15 protein-coding genes and 1 riboswitch are annotated in these 14,953 nt (G+C 63.2%); of the genes, 10 read left to right on the forward strand and 5 right to left on the reverse strand.

From position 1 onward, the window contains the following. Positions 1-24: 24 nt before the first annotated feature. Positions 25-831: an N-formylglutamate deformylase gene (gene hutG / locus BAC01S_RS06630; protein WP_027794045.1), complete on the forward strand. Its 807-nt coding sequence runs from the start codon at positions 25-27 to the stop codon at positions 829-831. 35 nt (positions 832-866) lie between these two features. Here hutG and BAC01S_RS06635 read toward each other — a convergent pair whose 3' ends face one another. After that, positions 867-1,649 (reverse strand): DeoR/GlpR family DNA-binding transcription regulator, encoded by a 783-nt coding sequence (locus BAC01S_RS06635; RefSeq protein WP_027794046.1) that lies wholly within the window; start codon positions 1,647-1,649, stop codon positions 867-869. 183 nt (positions 1,650-1,832) lie between these two features. Between BAC01S_RS06635 and BAC01S_RS06640 the strand changes: the two genes are divergently transcribed. The 9 genes from BAC01S_RS06640 (at position 1,833) to BAC01S_RS06680 (ending at position 11,221) form a co-directional block, all read left to right on the forward strand. Next, the gene (locus BAC01S_RS06640) at positions 1,833-2,711 is read left to right on the forward strand and encodes a transketolase (protein WP_027794047.1); all 879 of its coding nucleotides are present in this window, start codon (positions 1,833-1,835) and stop codon (positions 2,709-2,711) included. Then, complete coding sequence (locus BAC01S_RS06645) at positions 2,704-3,645, forward strand: transketolase family protein (RefSeq protein WP_027794048.1); 942 nt, start codon at positions 2,704-2,706, stop codon at positions 3,643-3,645. The genes BAC01S_RS06640 and BAC01S_RS06645 overlap by 8 nt, the downstream gene beginning before the upstream one ends. A 57-nt stretch (positions 3,646-3,702) precedes the next feature. Further along, entirely contained in the window at positions 3,703-4,500 is a 798-nt protein-coding gene (locus BAC01S_RS06650) for a GolD/DthD family dehydrogenase (protein WP_027794049.1), read from the forward strand. A gap of 87 nt (positions 4,501-4,587) precedes the next feature. Further along, on the forward strand, positions 4,588-5,535 hold the full coding sequence (locus BAC01S_RS06655; protein WP_084168281.1) for a D-ribose ABC transporter substrate-binding protein: 948 nt from the start codon (positions 4,588-4,590) through the stop codon (positions 5,533-5,535). 66 nt (positions 5,536-5,601) lie between these two features. Then, positions 5,602-6,261: a DUF2291 family protein gene (locus tag BAC01S_RS06660; RefSeq protein ID WP_084168283.1), complete on the forward strand. Its 660-nt coding sequence runs from the start codon at positions 5,602-5,604 to the stop codon at positions 6,259-6,261. Next, positions 6,258-7,796, forward strand: a complete 1,539-nt coding sequence (locus BAC01S_RS06665) for a sugar ABC transporter ATP-binding protein (RefSeq protein WP_027794052.1) — start codon at positions 6,258-6,260, stop codon at positions 7,794-7,796. Before BAC01S_RS06660 ends, BAC01S_RS06665 begins: the two co-directional genes overlap by 4 nt. Before the next feature lie 19 nt (positions 7,797-7,815). Next, positions 7,816-8,898: an ABC transporter permease gene (locus BAC01S_RS06670; RefSeq protein WP_027794053.1), complete on the forward strand. Its 1,083-nt coding sequence runs from the start codon at positions 7,816-7,818 to the stop codon at positions 8,896-8,898. A gap of 33 nt (positions 8,899-8,931) precedes the next feature. Continuing rightward, positions 8,932-10,401: an FGGY family carbohydrate kinase gene (locus BAC01S_RS30560; protein WP_043201383.1), complete on the forward strand. Its 1,470-nt coding sequence runs from the start codon at positions 8,932-8,934 to the stop codon at positions 10,399-10,401. A gap of 25 nt (positions 10,402-10,426) precedes the next feature. Beyond that, positions 10,427-11,221 (forward strand): glucose 1-dehydrogenase, encoded by a 795-nt coding sequence (locus tag BAC01S_RS06680; RefSeq protein WP_027794054.1) that lies wholly within the window; start codon positions 10,427-10,429, stop codon positions 11,219-11,221. A gap of 102 nt (positions 11,222-11,323) precedes the next feature. Here the strand turns inward: BAC01S_RS06680 and BAC01S_RS06685 are convergent, their stop codons facing one another. The 4 genes from BAC01S_RS06685 to BAC01S_RS06700 all read right to left on the reverse strand — a co-directional run bounded on the left by BAC01S_RS06685 (position 11,324) and on the right by BAC01S_RS06700 (position 14,666). After that, on the reverse strand, positions 11,324-11,830 hold the full coding sequence (locus tag BAC01S_RS06685) for a 6,7-dimethyl-8-ribityllumazine synthase (RefSeq protein ID WP_027794055.1): 507 nt from the start codon (positions 11,828-11,830) through the stop codon (positions 11,324-11,326). Positions 11,831-11,903: 73 nt separating this feature from the next. Next, positions 11,904-12,070: riboswitch (FMN riboswitch) on the reverse strand. Positions 12,071-12,184: 114 nt separating this feature from the next. Continuing rightward, positions 12,185-12,481 carry a hypothetical protein gene (locus BAC01S_RS06690; protein WP_027794056.1) on the reverse strand — a complete coding sequence of 99 codons (297 nt, stop codon included), beginning with the start codon at positions 12,479-12,481 and terminating at the stop codon, positions 12,185-12,187. 141 nt (positions 12,482-12,622) lie between these two features. Continuing rightward, positions 12,623-14,008 (reverse strand): purine-cytosine permease family protein, encoded by a 1,386-nt coding sequence (locus BAC01S_RS06695; RefSeq protein ID WP_027794057.1) that lies wholly within the window; start codon positions 14,006-14,008, stop codon positions 12,623-12,625. Positions 14,009-14,426: 418 nt separating this feature from the next. Further along, positions 14,427-14,666 carry a type 1 periplasmic-binding domain-containing protein gene (locus BAC01S_RS06700; protein ID WP_027794058.1) on the reverse strand — a complete coding sequence of 80 codons (240 nt, stop codon included), beginning with the start codon at positions 14,664-14,666 and terminating at the stop codon, positions 14,427-14,429. Between the last annotated feature and the right edge of the window lie 287 nt (positions 14,667-14,953).

Consider the following 14,953-nt stretch of genomic DNA (forward strand, 5'->3'; position numbering starts at 1 on the left):
CAGCCCTTCCGACTTCGACGAACCATGACCGACCTCTATACGCTCGAGCGCGGCGCCGCGCCGCTGCTGATTTCGATTCCCCACCTCGGCACGTATATTCCCGACGCGTTGCATGATCAGTACACCGATATTGCCCTGACCGTCGCGGATACCGACTGGCATCTCGACCGCCTCTACGCATTCGCGAAGGAACTGGGCGCGACGATACTCGGTGCGCGTGTGTCGCGCTACGTGATCGACCTGAACCGCCCGCCGAACGACGAGAGCCTCTATCCGGGGCAGACGACGACTTCGCTGTGCCCGACCGAAACCTTCCGCGGCGAACCCGTCTATCGCGAGGGTTATGCGCCCGATGCGGCGGAGCGCGAACGCCGTGTGGCGACGTACTGGCAGCCGTATCACGACACCTTGCGCGCGGAACTGCAACGCCTGCGCGCGCAGCATGCGAACGTGCTGCTGTGGGAAGCGCATTCGATTGCGAGCGTGTTGCCGCGGCTCTTCGAAAACAAGCTGCCGGACCTGAACCTCGGCACGCAGGACGGGCGCACGGCGGCTGCGGCCGTGCAGGCTGCGGCTGTCGACGCTGCGGCGGCGAGTGCGTATACGTGGGTGGCGAACGGGCGCTTCAAGGGCGGCTACATCACGCGCCGCTTCGGCGCGCCGCGGGACGGCGTGCATGCCATCCAGCTCGAAATGTGCCAGTCGGCCTATATGAACGAGACGGCGCCGTTCGACTATGTGCCGGCGCTGGCGGACAAGGTTCAGCCCGTGCTGCGCAAGATGGTGGGTGGCGCGCTGAACGCCGTACAGGCGCTCAACGCCGCGAAATAGATGCCGGCACGCACGCTGCCCGGACAGCGTGCGCTTCAGCTGCCGGTTGCCTCGGCATAAATGATTTCGATGCCGAGGCGTTGCAGCCAGGCGGCGTATTCCGTGCCCAATCCCCGGTCGGTCACGAGGAAGTCGATCCGGTCCATCGCGCCGAAGGTCGCAAACTCCCGCTTGCCGAACTTCGTCGAATCGGCCAGCAAATAGACGGTTTTTGCCGCGTCGATCATCGCGCGCTTGACGTGCAGGTCGATGAAGTCCGGATAGGAAATGCCGGACTCGATCGAAACGCCGCCCGTCGCCAGAAATAGCTTGTCGACGAACATCCCTTCGAAGAAGGTCGAAGCCTTTTCGCCGGAGACTGCAATCGTTTCCGGTTTGAAGATCCCCCCCGTGAGCATGACCCGATTGGTCGGCTCCGCGCCCAGCAGAATCGCAATGTTCAACGCGTTGGTCACGATGCGCAGGTTCTGCCGCTCCAGCAGGTTCTTCGCGAGTTCCGTGGTGGTCGCGCCGCAGTCGAGAATGACCGAGTCGCCGTTCTCGATGAGGCCGGCCGCCAGGCGTCCGATCTGCGCCTTTTCCTCGCTGGTTGGAAGAATGTTGGCGTCGTAGGGGCGACGGGCCGCTGGGGCCGGCTCGGACTTCAGGCGCACATTGCCGTGCACGCGCTCGACCCGGCCGAGGCGCTGCAGTTCGTCGATGTCCTTCCGGATGGTCGGCATGGATACGCCAAATTCGCTCGAAAGCTCGGAGAGCTTGACGAGCCTGGCGGCCTGCACCCTTTCGAGAATCTTTTCTGTTCTGGTCCTTTGATCCATTCCCGTTTCCCCGCAAACCGCCAAGGTTGGCGGGCATTAGACATTGCAGGCCATATTTTGCCCGATTCGGACGCCTGGCGGCACTTCCTGGTGTTTTCCCTGTTTCCTTTGATTTCTCTTTGACTTTCTAAAGAAACAAAAAGAAACTGCGCATCAAGCAAACAGGAAGTCCGGGAGCAGGGAATGGAAAATCCCTTCAAGCAGTCCGGCGAGGCGCTTCACCGGCGCGCGCAGGAGATCCGCAAGAAGATCTGTGTCATGAACTCGGCGGCGAAGAGCGGCCACACGGGCGGCGACATGTCCGAGGCGGACATTCTGGCTGCGCTGTATTTCCACGTGCTGCGCTATGAAGTCAACGCCGACCAGAGCGGCAACCAGAATGGCAACCCCAGCGTCAACTGGCACGACGAATTCATCCTCAGCAAGGGCCACGGCGTGGGCGGCCTCTACTCGTGTTTCGCGGAACTGGGCTGGCTGGAGGAGCGCGAGCTGCTGTCCTACCTGCGGGACGATTCGCGGCTGCCGGGCCATCCGGTGCGCCAGAAGCTGCCTGGCTGGGTGACGGTCAACACCGGCGGTCTCGGCCACGGCCTGCCCATCGCGGCGGGTCTCGCGATGGCGAAGCAGCGCCACGCGGCGCGCACCGAAGGCGCGCCGGGCCGGGTCTTCGTGCTGACGGGCGACGGCGAGCTCGAAGAGGGTTCCAACTGGGAAGCCGCCATGTCGGCGGCGCACTTCGAAGTCTCGAATCTCGTCGCCATCGTCGACCGCAATCGCCTGCAACTGGCGGACTTCACGCACAACATCATGGACCTCGATCCGCTCGACGAGAAGTTCCGCGCTTTCGGCTTCGAAGTTCACGACGTCAATGGAAATGATTCAGACGCTATTTGGAAACTAATAGAAAGTCTCGATTACAAAAACAGAAAGCCCAAGGTGGTGATCGCCCATACGGTCAAGGGACGCGGCGTCTCGTTCATGGAGAACGTTCCCGCCTGGCACCACAAGTTTCCGGACGAAGAACAACTGAAGCAGGCATTGAAGGAGCTGGACCATGCGTAACTTCGCGGATCTGCGCGACGGTGTGGTGAGCGCGTTGAGCCGTCTGACCGACGCGGGGCAGGACATCGTCGTGATGGTGGCCGATTCCACTTCGACCGCGAAGATCGCGCCGTTCCTCGACCGCTACCCCGAGCGCGTGATCAATGTTGGCATTGCCGAGCAAAACATGGTCGGCATGGCCGCCGGCCTCGCGCTGGGCGGCCATATCGTTTTCACGGCGAATGCCGCGCCGTTTCTCGTGGGGCGCGCCAACGAGCAGGTCAAGAACGACATTTGCTACAGCGCCACCAATGTGAAGATGCTCGGCCTCAACGCGGGCGTGGCCTATGGGCCGCTTGCCTCCACTCACCACGCGATCGACGACATTTCGATCATGAGCGGTTTTGGCAACGTGCAGATCTTCGCGCCGTGCGACGAGGTGGAAGTCGTGCAGATGATCGACTACGCAGCGGCGATGGAGGGGCCGGTCTACATCCGCCTCGATAACGCGAAGTTTCCCGTCGTGCACGACAGCACGTACCGGTTCGAGCCCGGCCGTCCCGACGTGCTGATCCATGGCAATGGCGTGGCGGTGATCGCGCTCGGTTCGGTGGTGGGCGAGGCACTGGATGCCTGCGAGCAGCTGCAGCAGGACGATATCCATCCGACGCTCGTGAATCTTTCGTCGCTGCGCCCACTTGATCAGGATGCCCTGGCGTCGATCGTCGAGGGCCACGACGCCGTCGTGACCGTGGAGGAGCACTCGCTGCACGGCGGCGTGGGCGCAACGGTTGCGCTCCTGATGGCGCGGCGCCAGATCCATCGCCGCCTGACCACGCTGGGCGTGACCGAAGGCGAGTTCGCACGCTACGGCACGCGCAAGGGGATTCGCCGCCACTACGGCATCGACGCAGAGGGCATCGTAGCGGCCGTGCGCGCCCAGCTCGCGCGCTGAAAGCGCGGCAGCCGGCGCACAAGGTCCTCACAAGGTCCTATTACGGAGACAGACAGGATGAGCATTCAGTACGACATGACGCTGCGTCACGGCGTGGACTTCGACTTTCGGCTGGACGGCAAGGTGGCGGTCGTCACCGGCGGCCTGGGCGGCATTGCCATGGCCACGAACGCCGCGCTGATCGCGAAGGGCGCGCGCGTCGCCATCTTCTACCCGAGCTTCGAGGCGCCGCGCGTGCAGGCCGCGATCGAAGCACTGGGGACGCAGAACGCGAAAGCGTTCGCCTGCGACGTTGCCAGCGAGGCCGACGTCGAACGCGCCATGCAGGCGGCCGTTGCCCACTTCGGCGACCTGCATCTGCTCGTCAACGCGGCGGGCTGCATCACGCTGACGCCGGCCGAGGAGATCGGCTTCGACGAGTGGCAAAAGCAGATTGACGTCAATCTCACCGGCCCGTTTCTCTGTTCGAAGCATTTCGCCCGTCACGTGCTCGCGAGCGGGCACGGCGGCAAGATCGTCAATATCGCTTCGCAGGCTGCGACCGTCGCCATCGACCAGCATTGCGCCTACACGTCGGCCAAGGCCGGATTGATCGGGATGACGAAGGTTCTCGCGAAGGAATGGGCCGGCCGCGGCATCACCGTCAATACCGTCTCGCCCACCGTCGTGCTGACGCCCATGGGCGCGGCAGCCTGGGAAGGCGAGAAAGGCGAGACCATGAAGAATCTGATTCCGGTGGGCCGCTTCGCCTATACCGACGAGATCGCGGCCGCCATTCTGTTTCTGCTCTCGAACGGCGCGGACATGATCACCGGCGCCGACATCATGATCGACGGCGGTTACACCATTTGCTGAGTTCGTTGTGCTCGTGCGGCTTGCGCGGAGGCGGAGGCCGTTTGTTTCATCTCATCGAAGAAATAGAAAGTGAACCCGGAGACAAACATGTGGAAGAAGCTTGCAGTCACGGCAGCGGTTGCCGCGTCTTTCGTGATGGCCCTGCAGCCGGCCGATGCGCTGGCGGCCGGTAAAGGCACGATCGCGATTCTCGTGAACGCGCTAGACAACCCGTACTACGCGGCGGAAGCGAAGGGGGCGGACACGGAAGCGAAGAAGCTCGGCTATGACACGATCGTGCTGTCGCATGGCGAGGACGTCAACAAGCAGAACGAACTGGTCAATCTCGTGATCGGCAAGGGCGTGAAGGGCATCATTCTCGACAACGCGGATTCGAACAGCAGCGTGGCCACCGTGCGCACCGCGCAGGAAAAGCACGTGCCGGTGGTGCTGATCAACCGCGAGATCCCGAAAGACGGCATTGCGATCGCGCAGCTCAGCCACAACAATCTGCAGGCGGGCACCGAGGTTGCGCAGCGCTTCGTCGACACGATCGGCGAGAAGGGCGAATACGTGGAGCTGACCTGCAACCTCGCGGACAAGAATTGCGTGACGCGCTCGCAGGCCTTCCATCAGGTGCTGGACCAGTATCCCGACCTGAAGATGGTGGCGCGCCAGGACGCGAAGGGCGCGCTGCTGCCGGGCAAGCAGGCGATGGATTCGATTCTGCAGGAGCACCCGCATATCAAGGGCGTGATCTGCGGCAACGGTCCCGTCGCGCTCGGCGCGATTGCCTCGCTGGATTCGGCGGGCCGCAGCGACGTGGTCGTGATGGGGATCGACGGCAGCAACGACGAGCGCGACTCGGTTCTGGCGGGCAAGCTCAAGGCAACCGTCATGCTGCAGGCGCAGACCATCGCCATTCATGGCGTTGACCTGCTCGACCGCTATATTCGCACCGGCAAGACCGGAGAGCCCGAGCGCCAGTTGTTCCGCGGCATCCTGATCACGAAGGACAATGCCTCGAAGGTGAACGACTTCTACTACACCAGGTAACGGTCTTTGGGTGTGCTACGGGCGCGGTCAACGCCGCGCCCGTGGAAGTCTTCAAGTGAGGTCGTCATGGTTTCATCCCTTAGCGCTTTGCGCTCCTCTGCTCTCACGGCGGCGATCGGCGCGCTGGCGCTGCTGGAAATCGTCTCGGTCGGCGGCTGCCACGTCGTGACCGACCAGCAGCTGGCCGCGATTCGCAGCCAGGGCCAGCATCACGGTCCGGATCCGGCGAAGATCTTCAGCGAACAGGTGATCCCTTATGCGGAAAAGAATGCGAAGCCGGCGGCGCAGGTTATCGGCGCGCTCAGCCAGAATTTCGACGACGCGTGCAAGCAGTATGGTTTTCGCCAGAGCGCCGCGTTTCCGTGCAACTTCTGGATACGCGTGCAGGGCAAGGTCACGCGCATCGACACCGCCTCGCGCGTGGGCAAGGCCTATGTGGACGTGAGCCCGCCGGGCGGCGGCGACGCCATACACGTGGCGCTGGAAACGGGGCCGGTGGTGATCGGCACGGGCGTGCGCGACGGCTTCCCCGGCGTCAAATACAGCGACTTCGACGACCAGACGCGCTTTGCCGCCTTCGGCCAGGCGCTCAACAAGCTCGTGGTGGCCCATGCGGAGCAGTCGCTCAAGCTCCAGGTGGGCGAGACCGTGGACGTGGCGGCCGTCTATAGCGGCTGGAGCGAGCCTTCCGGCGAAATTCGCGCGATACCGGTGGCCTGGAAATGAACGCATCGCCAACGATGAACGCCGCGAACGTCATCGAGACGCGCGGGCTTTCGAAAATCTACCCCGGCACCGCGGCGCTCGTGGAGGTGGACTACAAGGTGCGCCGCGGCAAGGTCAACGTGCTGATCGGCGAGAACGGCGCCGGCAAATCCACCTTGATGAAGCTGCTGGCCGGCGCCGAGACGGCGACCTCAGGCGAGATCCGCATCGACGGCGCGGTGGCGCAGATCAGCGACGTGCGCAGCGCCGAAGCGCATGGCGTGGGCATCATCTTCCAGGAACTGAATCTCTTTCCCGACATGAGCGTGGCGGAGAACATCTTCGCCGGCAACGAGCCGACGCGCGCGGGCGTGATACGCGGCAAGGACGAGAACCAGCAGGCCAGGGCGCTGCTCGATCGTCTGCAGATTCCGATCAATCCGCGCACCCGCCTGGGCGACCTCTACGTGGGCCAGCAGCAGCTCGTGGAGATCGCGAAGGCGCTCTCGAAGCACATCAAGGTGCTCATCATGGATGAGCCCACCTCGGCGCTTTCGCGCAACGAGGTCGAAATCCTCTTCAAGATCATTCGCCAGCTCAAGGACGAGGGCGTGACGGTGATCTATATCTCGCACCGGCTCGAAGAGATCATGGCGATCGGCGACTGCATCACGGTGCTGCGCAATGGGCGGCTCGTGGCGGAAGACGACATCGCCAACATCGACATTCCGTGGATCATCGAAGCGATGGTCGGCTCGTCGAAGAAGCGCTTCGCCTTCGAGCAGCACCAGATCGGCGCCGACGTGCTGAAGGTGACGGACCTCGCGCTCAAGCGGCCGAACGGCATCTATGCGGTCGATCATGTGTCGTTCTCCGTGCGCGCCGGCGAGGTGATCGGCATCTATGGGCTGATGGGCGCGGGGCGCACCGAGCTGCTCGAATCGCTGCTGGGTGCGCAGCCGCTCGCGCTCGGCGAGATCGAACTGGCCGGCAAAGCCATTGAAAATCTGCCGATTCCCAGGCGCATCGAAGCCGGCATCGCGCTCGTGCCCGAGGACCGGCAGAAGCAGGGCATGGTGCAGCTCATGTCGATACTCGAAAACATGACCCTCTCGAGTCTCGGCAAATTCGCAAGCCGCCTTGCGCTGGGCGCGCTCAGGCGCGAGCGGCAGGTGGAGGCCGCCAGCGATATCGTCAAACGCCTCGCGATCAAGGCCGCCTCCGTCGATGCTCCCATCACGTCGCTATCGGGCGGCAACATGCAGAAGGTGGTGATCGGCAAGGCGCTGCTTACTTCACCGAAAGTACTCCTGATGGATGAGCCTACGCGCGGCATCGACGTCGGCGCGAAAGAAGACGTCTACAAGACCATCAGCCTGCTCGCGCAATCGGGCATTGCCGTCATCTACGCCACTTCCGAGCTGGACGAGGCAATGGCCGTTTCCAATCGTGTCTTCGTGATGGCCAGCGGGAAGCTCACGGCCGTCCTGGAACGCTCCCAGTTCGACAGCGAGCGCATCGTGCGCGCGTCGACACCCGCCACTGCCGTGGTTTGAGGCAACCGAGGTCAACACCATGAATACTCCCAACAGCAGCAATCCATCGCTGCACCCGGCTCACGCGAAGCACAACCGGCAAGGCGCGTACCGGGCCTCGCGCATCGCGGTGAACCTGCTCAAGCTGCGCATTTTCATCGCGCTCTTCGCGATCATCATCGTGTTTTCGATTACCGCCGACAATTTCCTCTCGACGAGCAACCTGCTGATCATGGCCAAGCATGTGACGATCGTCGCGATTCTCTCCATCGGCATGACGCTCGTGATCCTCACGGGCGGAATCGATCTCTCGGTGGGCTCCATTGTCGGCATCAGCGGCATGGCCGCCGGCTATCTCTTGCTGGAGGGTGTTCACGTCGGCCATTACGTCGTGTTCTTCAATCCGTGGGGTGTCGCCTTGCTTGCTTGCGTGCTGGGCGCGCTGATCGGCGCGGTGAACGGCTATCTGATCACGGCGCTCAACGTGGCGCCGTTCATCGCGACGCTCGGCATGCTCTACGTGGTGCGCGGCGCCGCGCTGCTCGTCAACAACGGCAGCACCTATGCCGATCTGGAGGGCAATGCGGCGCTCGGCAACACGGGCTTCGAATTCATCGGCAATGGTACGATTCTGGGGCTTTCCACGCCGGTGTGGATCATGCTGCTGCTGGCGGCGGTGACCATCTTCATCGCCCGCAAGACGCCGCTCGGCCGGCGCATTTACGCCATTGGCGGCAACGAGCAGGCCGCGCGTTTTTCGGGCATCCGCACCCATCGCGTGAAGCTGTTCGTTTATATGTTTTCGGGCTTCTGCGCCGCGATTGTCGGGCTCGTCATTACCGCGCAGCTGCAGACCGCTCATCCGCTGACCGGCGAGACCTTCGAACTCAATGCGATTGCCGCCGTCGTGCTGGGCGGTACCGCGCTCATGGGCGGCCGCGGCACAGTGTTCGGCTCGGTCGTGGGCGCCTGCGTCATCAGCATTCTCGGCGACGGCATGGTGATGTGCGGCATCAGCGACTTCTGGCAGATGGTGATCAAGGGTCTCGTGATCATCTTCGCCGTCGTCATCGACCAGTTGCAGCAGCGCCTGCAGTCGCGCATGGTTTCGTTGACCGCGTGAGCCGTCGCGTCGTCCTCCTCAGTGGAATGTCACATGCAATACGTTCTGGCCATCGATCAGGGAACCAGCGGCACGAAGGCGCTCGTCTTCGACGCTGACGGGCAGGTTCACGCGCGCGGGTTTGCCGCCGTGCCTTGCTCCTATCCGCACACGGGTTTTGTCGAGCAGGATCCCGACGCACTCTATGAGTCGGTGCTGAAGTCCGTCGCGATGTGCCTTGCCGAATTTGCGGGCGAGCCGCGCGACATCGCGGGCATCGGCATCTCGAACCAGCGCGAGACGGCGGTGCTGTGGGACGCGGAGGGCAGGCCCATCGTGCCGGCCGTGTCGTGGCAGTGTCAACGTTCGCTCGCGATCTGCGAGCGTCTGAAACGCGACGGTCTGGTGGAGACGATCGCCGCAAAGACCGGACTCCTGATCGATCCGTATTTCTCGGGCACCAAGCTTATCTGGCTCAGCGAAAACGACGAGCGCGTGCGCGCGCAACTGGCGGCCGGCAACGCACGTTTCGGGACGGTCGATAGCTGGCTGCTCTATCGTTTGACGAAGGGCGCCTCGTACTGTACCGACTATACGAATGCTTCGCGCACGATGCTGTTCAACCTCGCCGCTCGCGAATGGGACCACGAGCTGATCGCGATGTTCGGCTTGCAAGGGCTGTGCCTGCCCGAACTCAAGCCGTCCGCGTCGTTTTTCGGCGCCACCGATTTCGAGGGCTTGCTGGCGCGGCCTGTCCCGATCGTTTCGATGATCGGCGATTCACATGCGGCCGCCGTGGGCGAAGGATGCCTGATGCCGGGCGTCGCGAAAGCCACCATGGGCACGGGTTCGTCGATCATGATGAACGTGGGCAGCCAACCGCAAAGCGCAACGCAGGGTCTCGTCTCGACCTTGTGCTTTGCCGCGGCGGCGCGCGTGGACTATGCGCTGGAGGGCATCATCATCAGCGCGGGGTCCACGCCTGCTTTCCTGAAGGAGAAGCTGCGCCTGTTCGATGATTTCTCCGAGGCCGAAGCTGCGTTCGCCGAATGCGACAACGGCGGCGTGTTCGTGATCCCGGCGTTTTCCGGCATCGGCTGCCCGCACTGGAAGTATCCGGGCGGCGCCCAGATCGTCGGGCTCAGCTTCTCGTCATCGTGGCGGAACGTGGCGCGCGCCGCCTACGAATCCATCGTCTATCAGATCAAGGACGTGATCACGGTGATGGAGCAGGCCTCGAACATTGCGCTGCGCGAACTGCATCTGGACGGCGGGCTCGTACAGCGGCCCTTCCTGCTGCAGTACCTTGCGGATACCTTGAATCGTCCGGTCAGCACGCTGGCGCTGAGCGAGATTTCGGCCGCGGGCGCGGCTGCGCTGGCGTCGCTCGAAGCCGGACTGGTCGCTTCGCTCGATGCCTGGGCGGCAAAACGGGTGGTTGCGCGGCGCGTGGAGCCCGGCCATGGCGTGGAGGCCGCGGCGCAGAATCACGCGCAATGGCTGCAGTGGATTGGACGTCTTTAAATCGATGGTGACAGGAGAGTGCAACGTGGCTTACGAAGCAAAGCGGTTCGTCAACAAGGTCGTGGTCGTGACAGGCGGCAGCCGGGGCATTGGGCTCGGTATCGCGGAGCGCTTTGCGCAGGAAGGCGCGAAGGTGTGCGTATCGGCCAACGAGAAGAGCGTGCACGACGCGGCGACCCGCCTGCGCGACGCGGGCTTCGATGCGATCGCCGTCGAAGCGGACGTGACGCAGAAGGCGGAGGTGGTTGCGCTCTATGACGAGGTGGCCGCGAAGCTCGGCGAGGTCGATATCTCCGTGCAGAACGCCGGCGTGATCACCATCGCGAAGCTGCAGGATCTGAGCGAAGCGGAATGGGACAAGGTGCTGGCCGTCAACACGAAGGGCGTGTTCCTGTGCTGCCAGGAAGCGGCGACGCGCATGCTGCGCGCGGGCAAGGGCGGCCGGCTCATCAATACGGCATCGGGGCAGGCGCGCCAGGGTTTCGTCTATACGCCGCACTACGCGGCCAGCAAGTTCGGCGTGGTGGGCATCACGCAGAGCCTCGCCAAGGAACTGGCGCCCACGGGCATCACGGTGAACGCGTTCTGCCCGGGCATCATCAGCACGGACATGTGGGCCTACAACGACGAAGCGTGGGGCAAGCTGCTCGGCGACTACCAGCCGGGCGAACTCATGGCCGAATGGGTCGAGAACATTCCGATGAAGCGCGCGGGGACCGGCAAGGACGTGGCCGGGCTCGTGTCGTTTCTTGCCTCCGACGACGCCGCGTATATCACCGGGCAGACCATCAACGTGGACGGCGGCATGTTCATGTCGTGACGATACGACGGAGCGTACCGCGCGTACGCTCCGGGGCCGACCGTTGGCTGCGCAACGAACGTAGTCAACAGTCGGCAGGACTGCTTGAGAAACACGCGTGGCTTAGCGCGCCTGAACCGGCAGCGTGGCCAGCTTGCTCACCGTGTCCGCGCACGCGTGCGCGGCTTCGGCGCCCTTCACGAGGAAGTGCTCGCGGAAAAAGCCCGTATGTTCGTCGCCATGGTGGAAATGATGCGGCGTGAGCACGGCCGAGAAAACGGGCACGCCGGTCTCGAGCTGCACCTGCATCAGGCCGTTGATCACGGCCTGAGCGACGAATTCATGGCGGTAGATGCCGCCGTCGACCACCAGGCCCGCAGCCACGACTGCGGCGAAACGGCCGCTTTGCGCCAGCCGTTTCGCGTGCAGCGGAATTTCGAAGGCGCCGGGCACCTCGAACAGGTCGATGTCTTCGGCGACATAGCCGTACTTCTGGATGGCCTGCAGGAAGGACGTTTTGCACTGGTCGACGATATCGCGGTGCCAGCAGGCCTGGACGAAAGCGATGCGAAGACGGTTGCCGGCGGAGGAGGCGACAGCTTGAGTTTCGATGGAGGTAGAGGTGTTCATGGACTTCAGCCTGTTTGTGTGAACAGGGCGTAGGACGACCAGCGTCCTCGCACGCAGCGAAAGACGCAAGCCGACCTGTTCTCTTTCATCCGGACTATACCGTCGGCCCCGGAATCCAACCGGGTCTGCTGACCTCCGCCATCGCGCGAAGCAGGTTGCGATGGCAGAGCGCTCGCGGGCTACGCCGTATTAAGAGCGATTACCGCCGGTGGGGAATTGCACCCCGCCCCGAGAACGTGTTCTTGACGAACGCATGAACGGTATCACGAATCCCGAAATTGTGCATAGCCGCATACGGAAAGACCGCAGTATCGAAGCGGGAATCGAAGATCAGTCGTCTTGGACTCCTTCGGGTTACTGCAGCGTGCCCTCGCGCTGTGGGATGGCGGGGGAAACGACGAGCGCGATGCTGGCGCCGTCCATGGACTCCTGCTCCATCACGTCGCAATCGATCGTATCGACCTCGATCCGCCCGTTCTCCACCGCGATGGCGACCCTGCCGTGAGGTTCGAAGATCATGTTGGTGATGAAACGCTCCGCCGTGACGGTGCGGCTGACTTTCAGGAGCGCAAGCGCGTTGACGAAGACCATGCCAATCGGCTTCGGGGTTTCGGTTCGCTCGTTGCTGCGGTTTGACTGCTGTCCTTCCATTCGATTACTCCCTGTTTGCCCGGAGAGGCCGGTTGCCGGCGCCCATCGTAAGACGGGGGCGGGGCAGCGGGAGTCGGACAATTACGGAATTGCCGGGTGAGGCAAGGCGTTACCGCTTCGGCCTCACGCTGCGGCCTGTGATCAGCGGCTTTCGGCCGGCAGGATCAGCCGGTCAGGGATCGATTGCGGCGAGCGGCGCTGGGCGATGTAGTACACCACGGCCGGCACGATGAGGCCGAGGATCCACGAAATGTCGGTGCCGCCCAGCGCGTCGACGAAACCCCCCGTATAGAAGCTGCTCGAAATGAAGGGCATCTGCACCAGCACGCCGAGCACGTAGATGGCAATGGCCCGCGTGTTCCAGCGGCCGTAGCGCCCGTTCGGATCGGAGAGCGCGGGCACGTCGTAGCGCGATTGCGTGAAGCAGTAGTAGTCCACAAGATTGATCGCGCTCCACGGCGTGAAGAACGCCAGCAGGAACAGGATGAATGCGGTGAATTCCTTGAGGAACGAGTGACGGCCCGCGAGTGCGACGGCAGTCGAGATGCCCACCATCGCGACGATATAAACGAAGCGGTGCCGGGTGGAAATCGCGCGCTTCGCGCGGAACGCGCTCACCACGGTCGCCATCGACATGAAGCTGCCATAGGCATTGAGCGTGGTGACCGTGAGCTTGCCGAAGGCGATGCTGAAGTAGAGCATGGCCGCCACGGCGCCGCTCGCGCCGAGTCCGACGATATACGCGACTTCGTGATGCGCGAACGCATGCCCGGCGAGCGCGGCCGCGAACACGCCGAACACCATCGCGGCCTGCGCGCCGATCACCGATCCCAATCCCACGGCGAGAAACGTGCGCGCGGGCGAGGTCGAGCGCGGCAGATAGCGCGAATAGTCGGCCACATAAGGACCGAATGCGATCTGCCACGAAGCCGAGAGCGACATGGACAGCAGGAAGCTCGGCAGCGTGAAGTGACGATTGGCGAGCAGCGCGCCGATGTCATGGTGTGCGAACAGTTGCGCGAACATGAACACGAAGGCGGCCACGCCGATCACGCTCGCAATGCGCCCGACGAAGTGAATCGAACGGTAGCCGAGCAGCGTGAGCACGACGATGAGCGCGGCGAAGAGGCAGATGCCGGTGGTGTCGGACACGTTGAACAACTGCGCGGTGGCCTGGCCCGCGAGCACGGTGCCGCTCGCCGAAAAGCCGACGTACATGATGCACACCAGCGCGATGGGAATGGCCGCGCCGTAGACGCCGAACTGCACGCGGCTCGAGATCATCTGCGGCAGACCCAGTTGCGGGCCCTGCGCACCGTGCAGCGCCATTACCGCGCCGCCCACGAGTTGTCCAATCAACAGCGCGACGAGCGACCAGAACACGTCGCCGCCCAGCACCACGGCGAGCGCGCCGGTGATGATCGCGGTGACCTGCAGGTTGGCAGAAAGCCAGAGCGTGAACTGGCTGAACAGGCTGCCGTGGCGTTCCGTGTCGGGAATATAGTCGATGGAGCGCGTTTCGAGCAGCTTGCGGCTCTCGGGCGCGAGTCGGGCGAGGGATTCGGGTTGGGCCACGATGGACTCCGGAAAGGGGCGGGTCGGCAAAAACGTCCGCACGCGCAACGGCGGGCTTTCCGGATGATGTTGTATAGACAACTCGGGCGGAATAGGGAATAACCCCGGTCGCGTTCCTTGTTGCGTCGGTCTCCTGACGAAAATATTACAAAAACCATTCGATCGGCAGGACCGGGAAGAATCACACGCCAGGACGTGCGCTCCATGTCGTATTGGGCTCGGTGTCGTAGCGCGTGCCTGTTCCCCCGGCACGAAGTAGGGCGAGACGAGATCGAGCTCGTGTTGCGGGTCGCCGGGTATGGCGTGCAGTTGCGCGATCACGAGGGAGTCGTGCGCGGCCTTGCCTTGCGCTTTCGCGGGACGTGGCGATTCAGGATTCGGGGAGATAGCCGGTCTTGCGCAGATTTTCCGCCATGTAGAGCCGGAACTCATTGCCCTCGGCAGGCGCCGCTTCGTCCACCACGCCACAGGCATGAAGCAGGTGTTGCAACGCGGAGATCGCCTGTCCGTCGGGGTCCTGATCGATGGCGAGAGCCATGGTGCCGTCCTTGATGTAGCGTCGATGTTCGTCGGAGATCTCGTGCCCGACCCAGACGATCTTTCCGGCCACGAATTACGGACATCATGTTGTCGCTCAGGTTTCGATGTATATACCACCTACGTCGTTCCACGTCGCATCGTGGGTATAGATATTAAAGTCGTTCCCGCTCCAGTTACACGTAGTCACGCGCTCTCCTTTGAGGCGTACCCCGCCTCCAATGTTGTTAACAGCACGTGCCACCTGGGGATCGGAAGCGTATCTACAATCTGGTGTTTAATACTACGAACGTCATGGGAACTTTTCAATCATGGGTGTCATCCTGACTTGATGAGTCAGGTGGAGACTCAATCCCCGCT

It is taken from the genome of Paraburkholderia acidipaludis NBRC 101816 (genome assembly GCF_000684975.1).
GTDB lineage: Bacteria > Pseudomonadota > Gammaproteobacteria > Burkholderiales > Burkholderiaceae > Paraburkholderia > Paraburkholderia acidipaludis.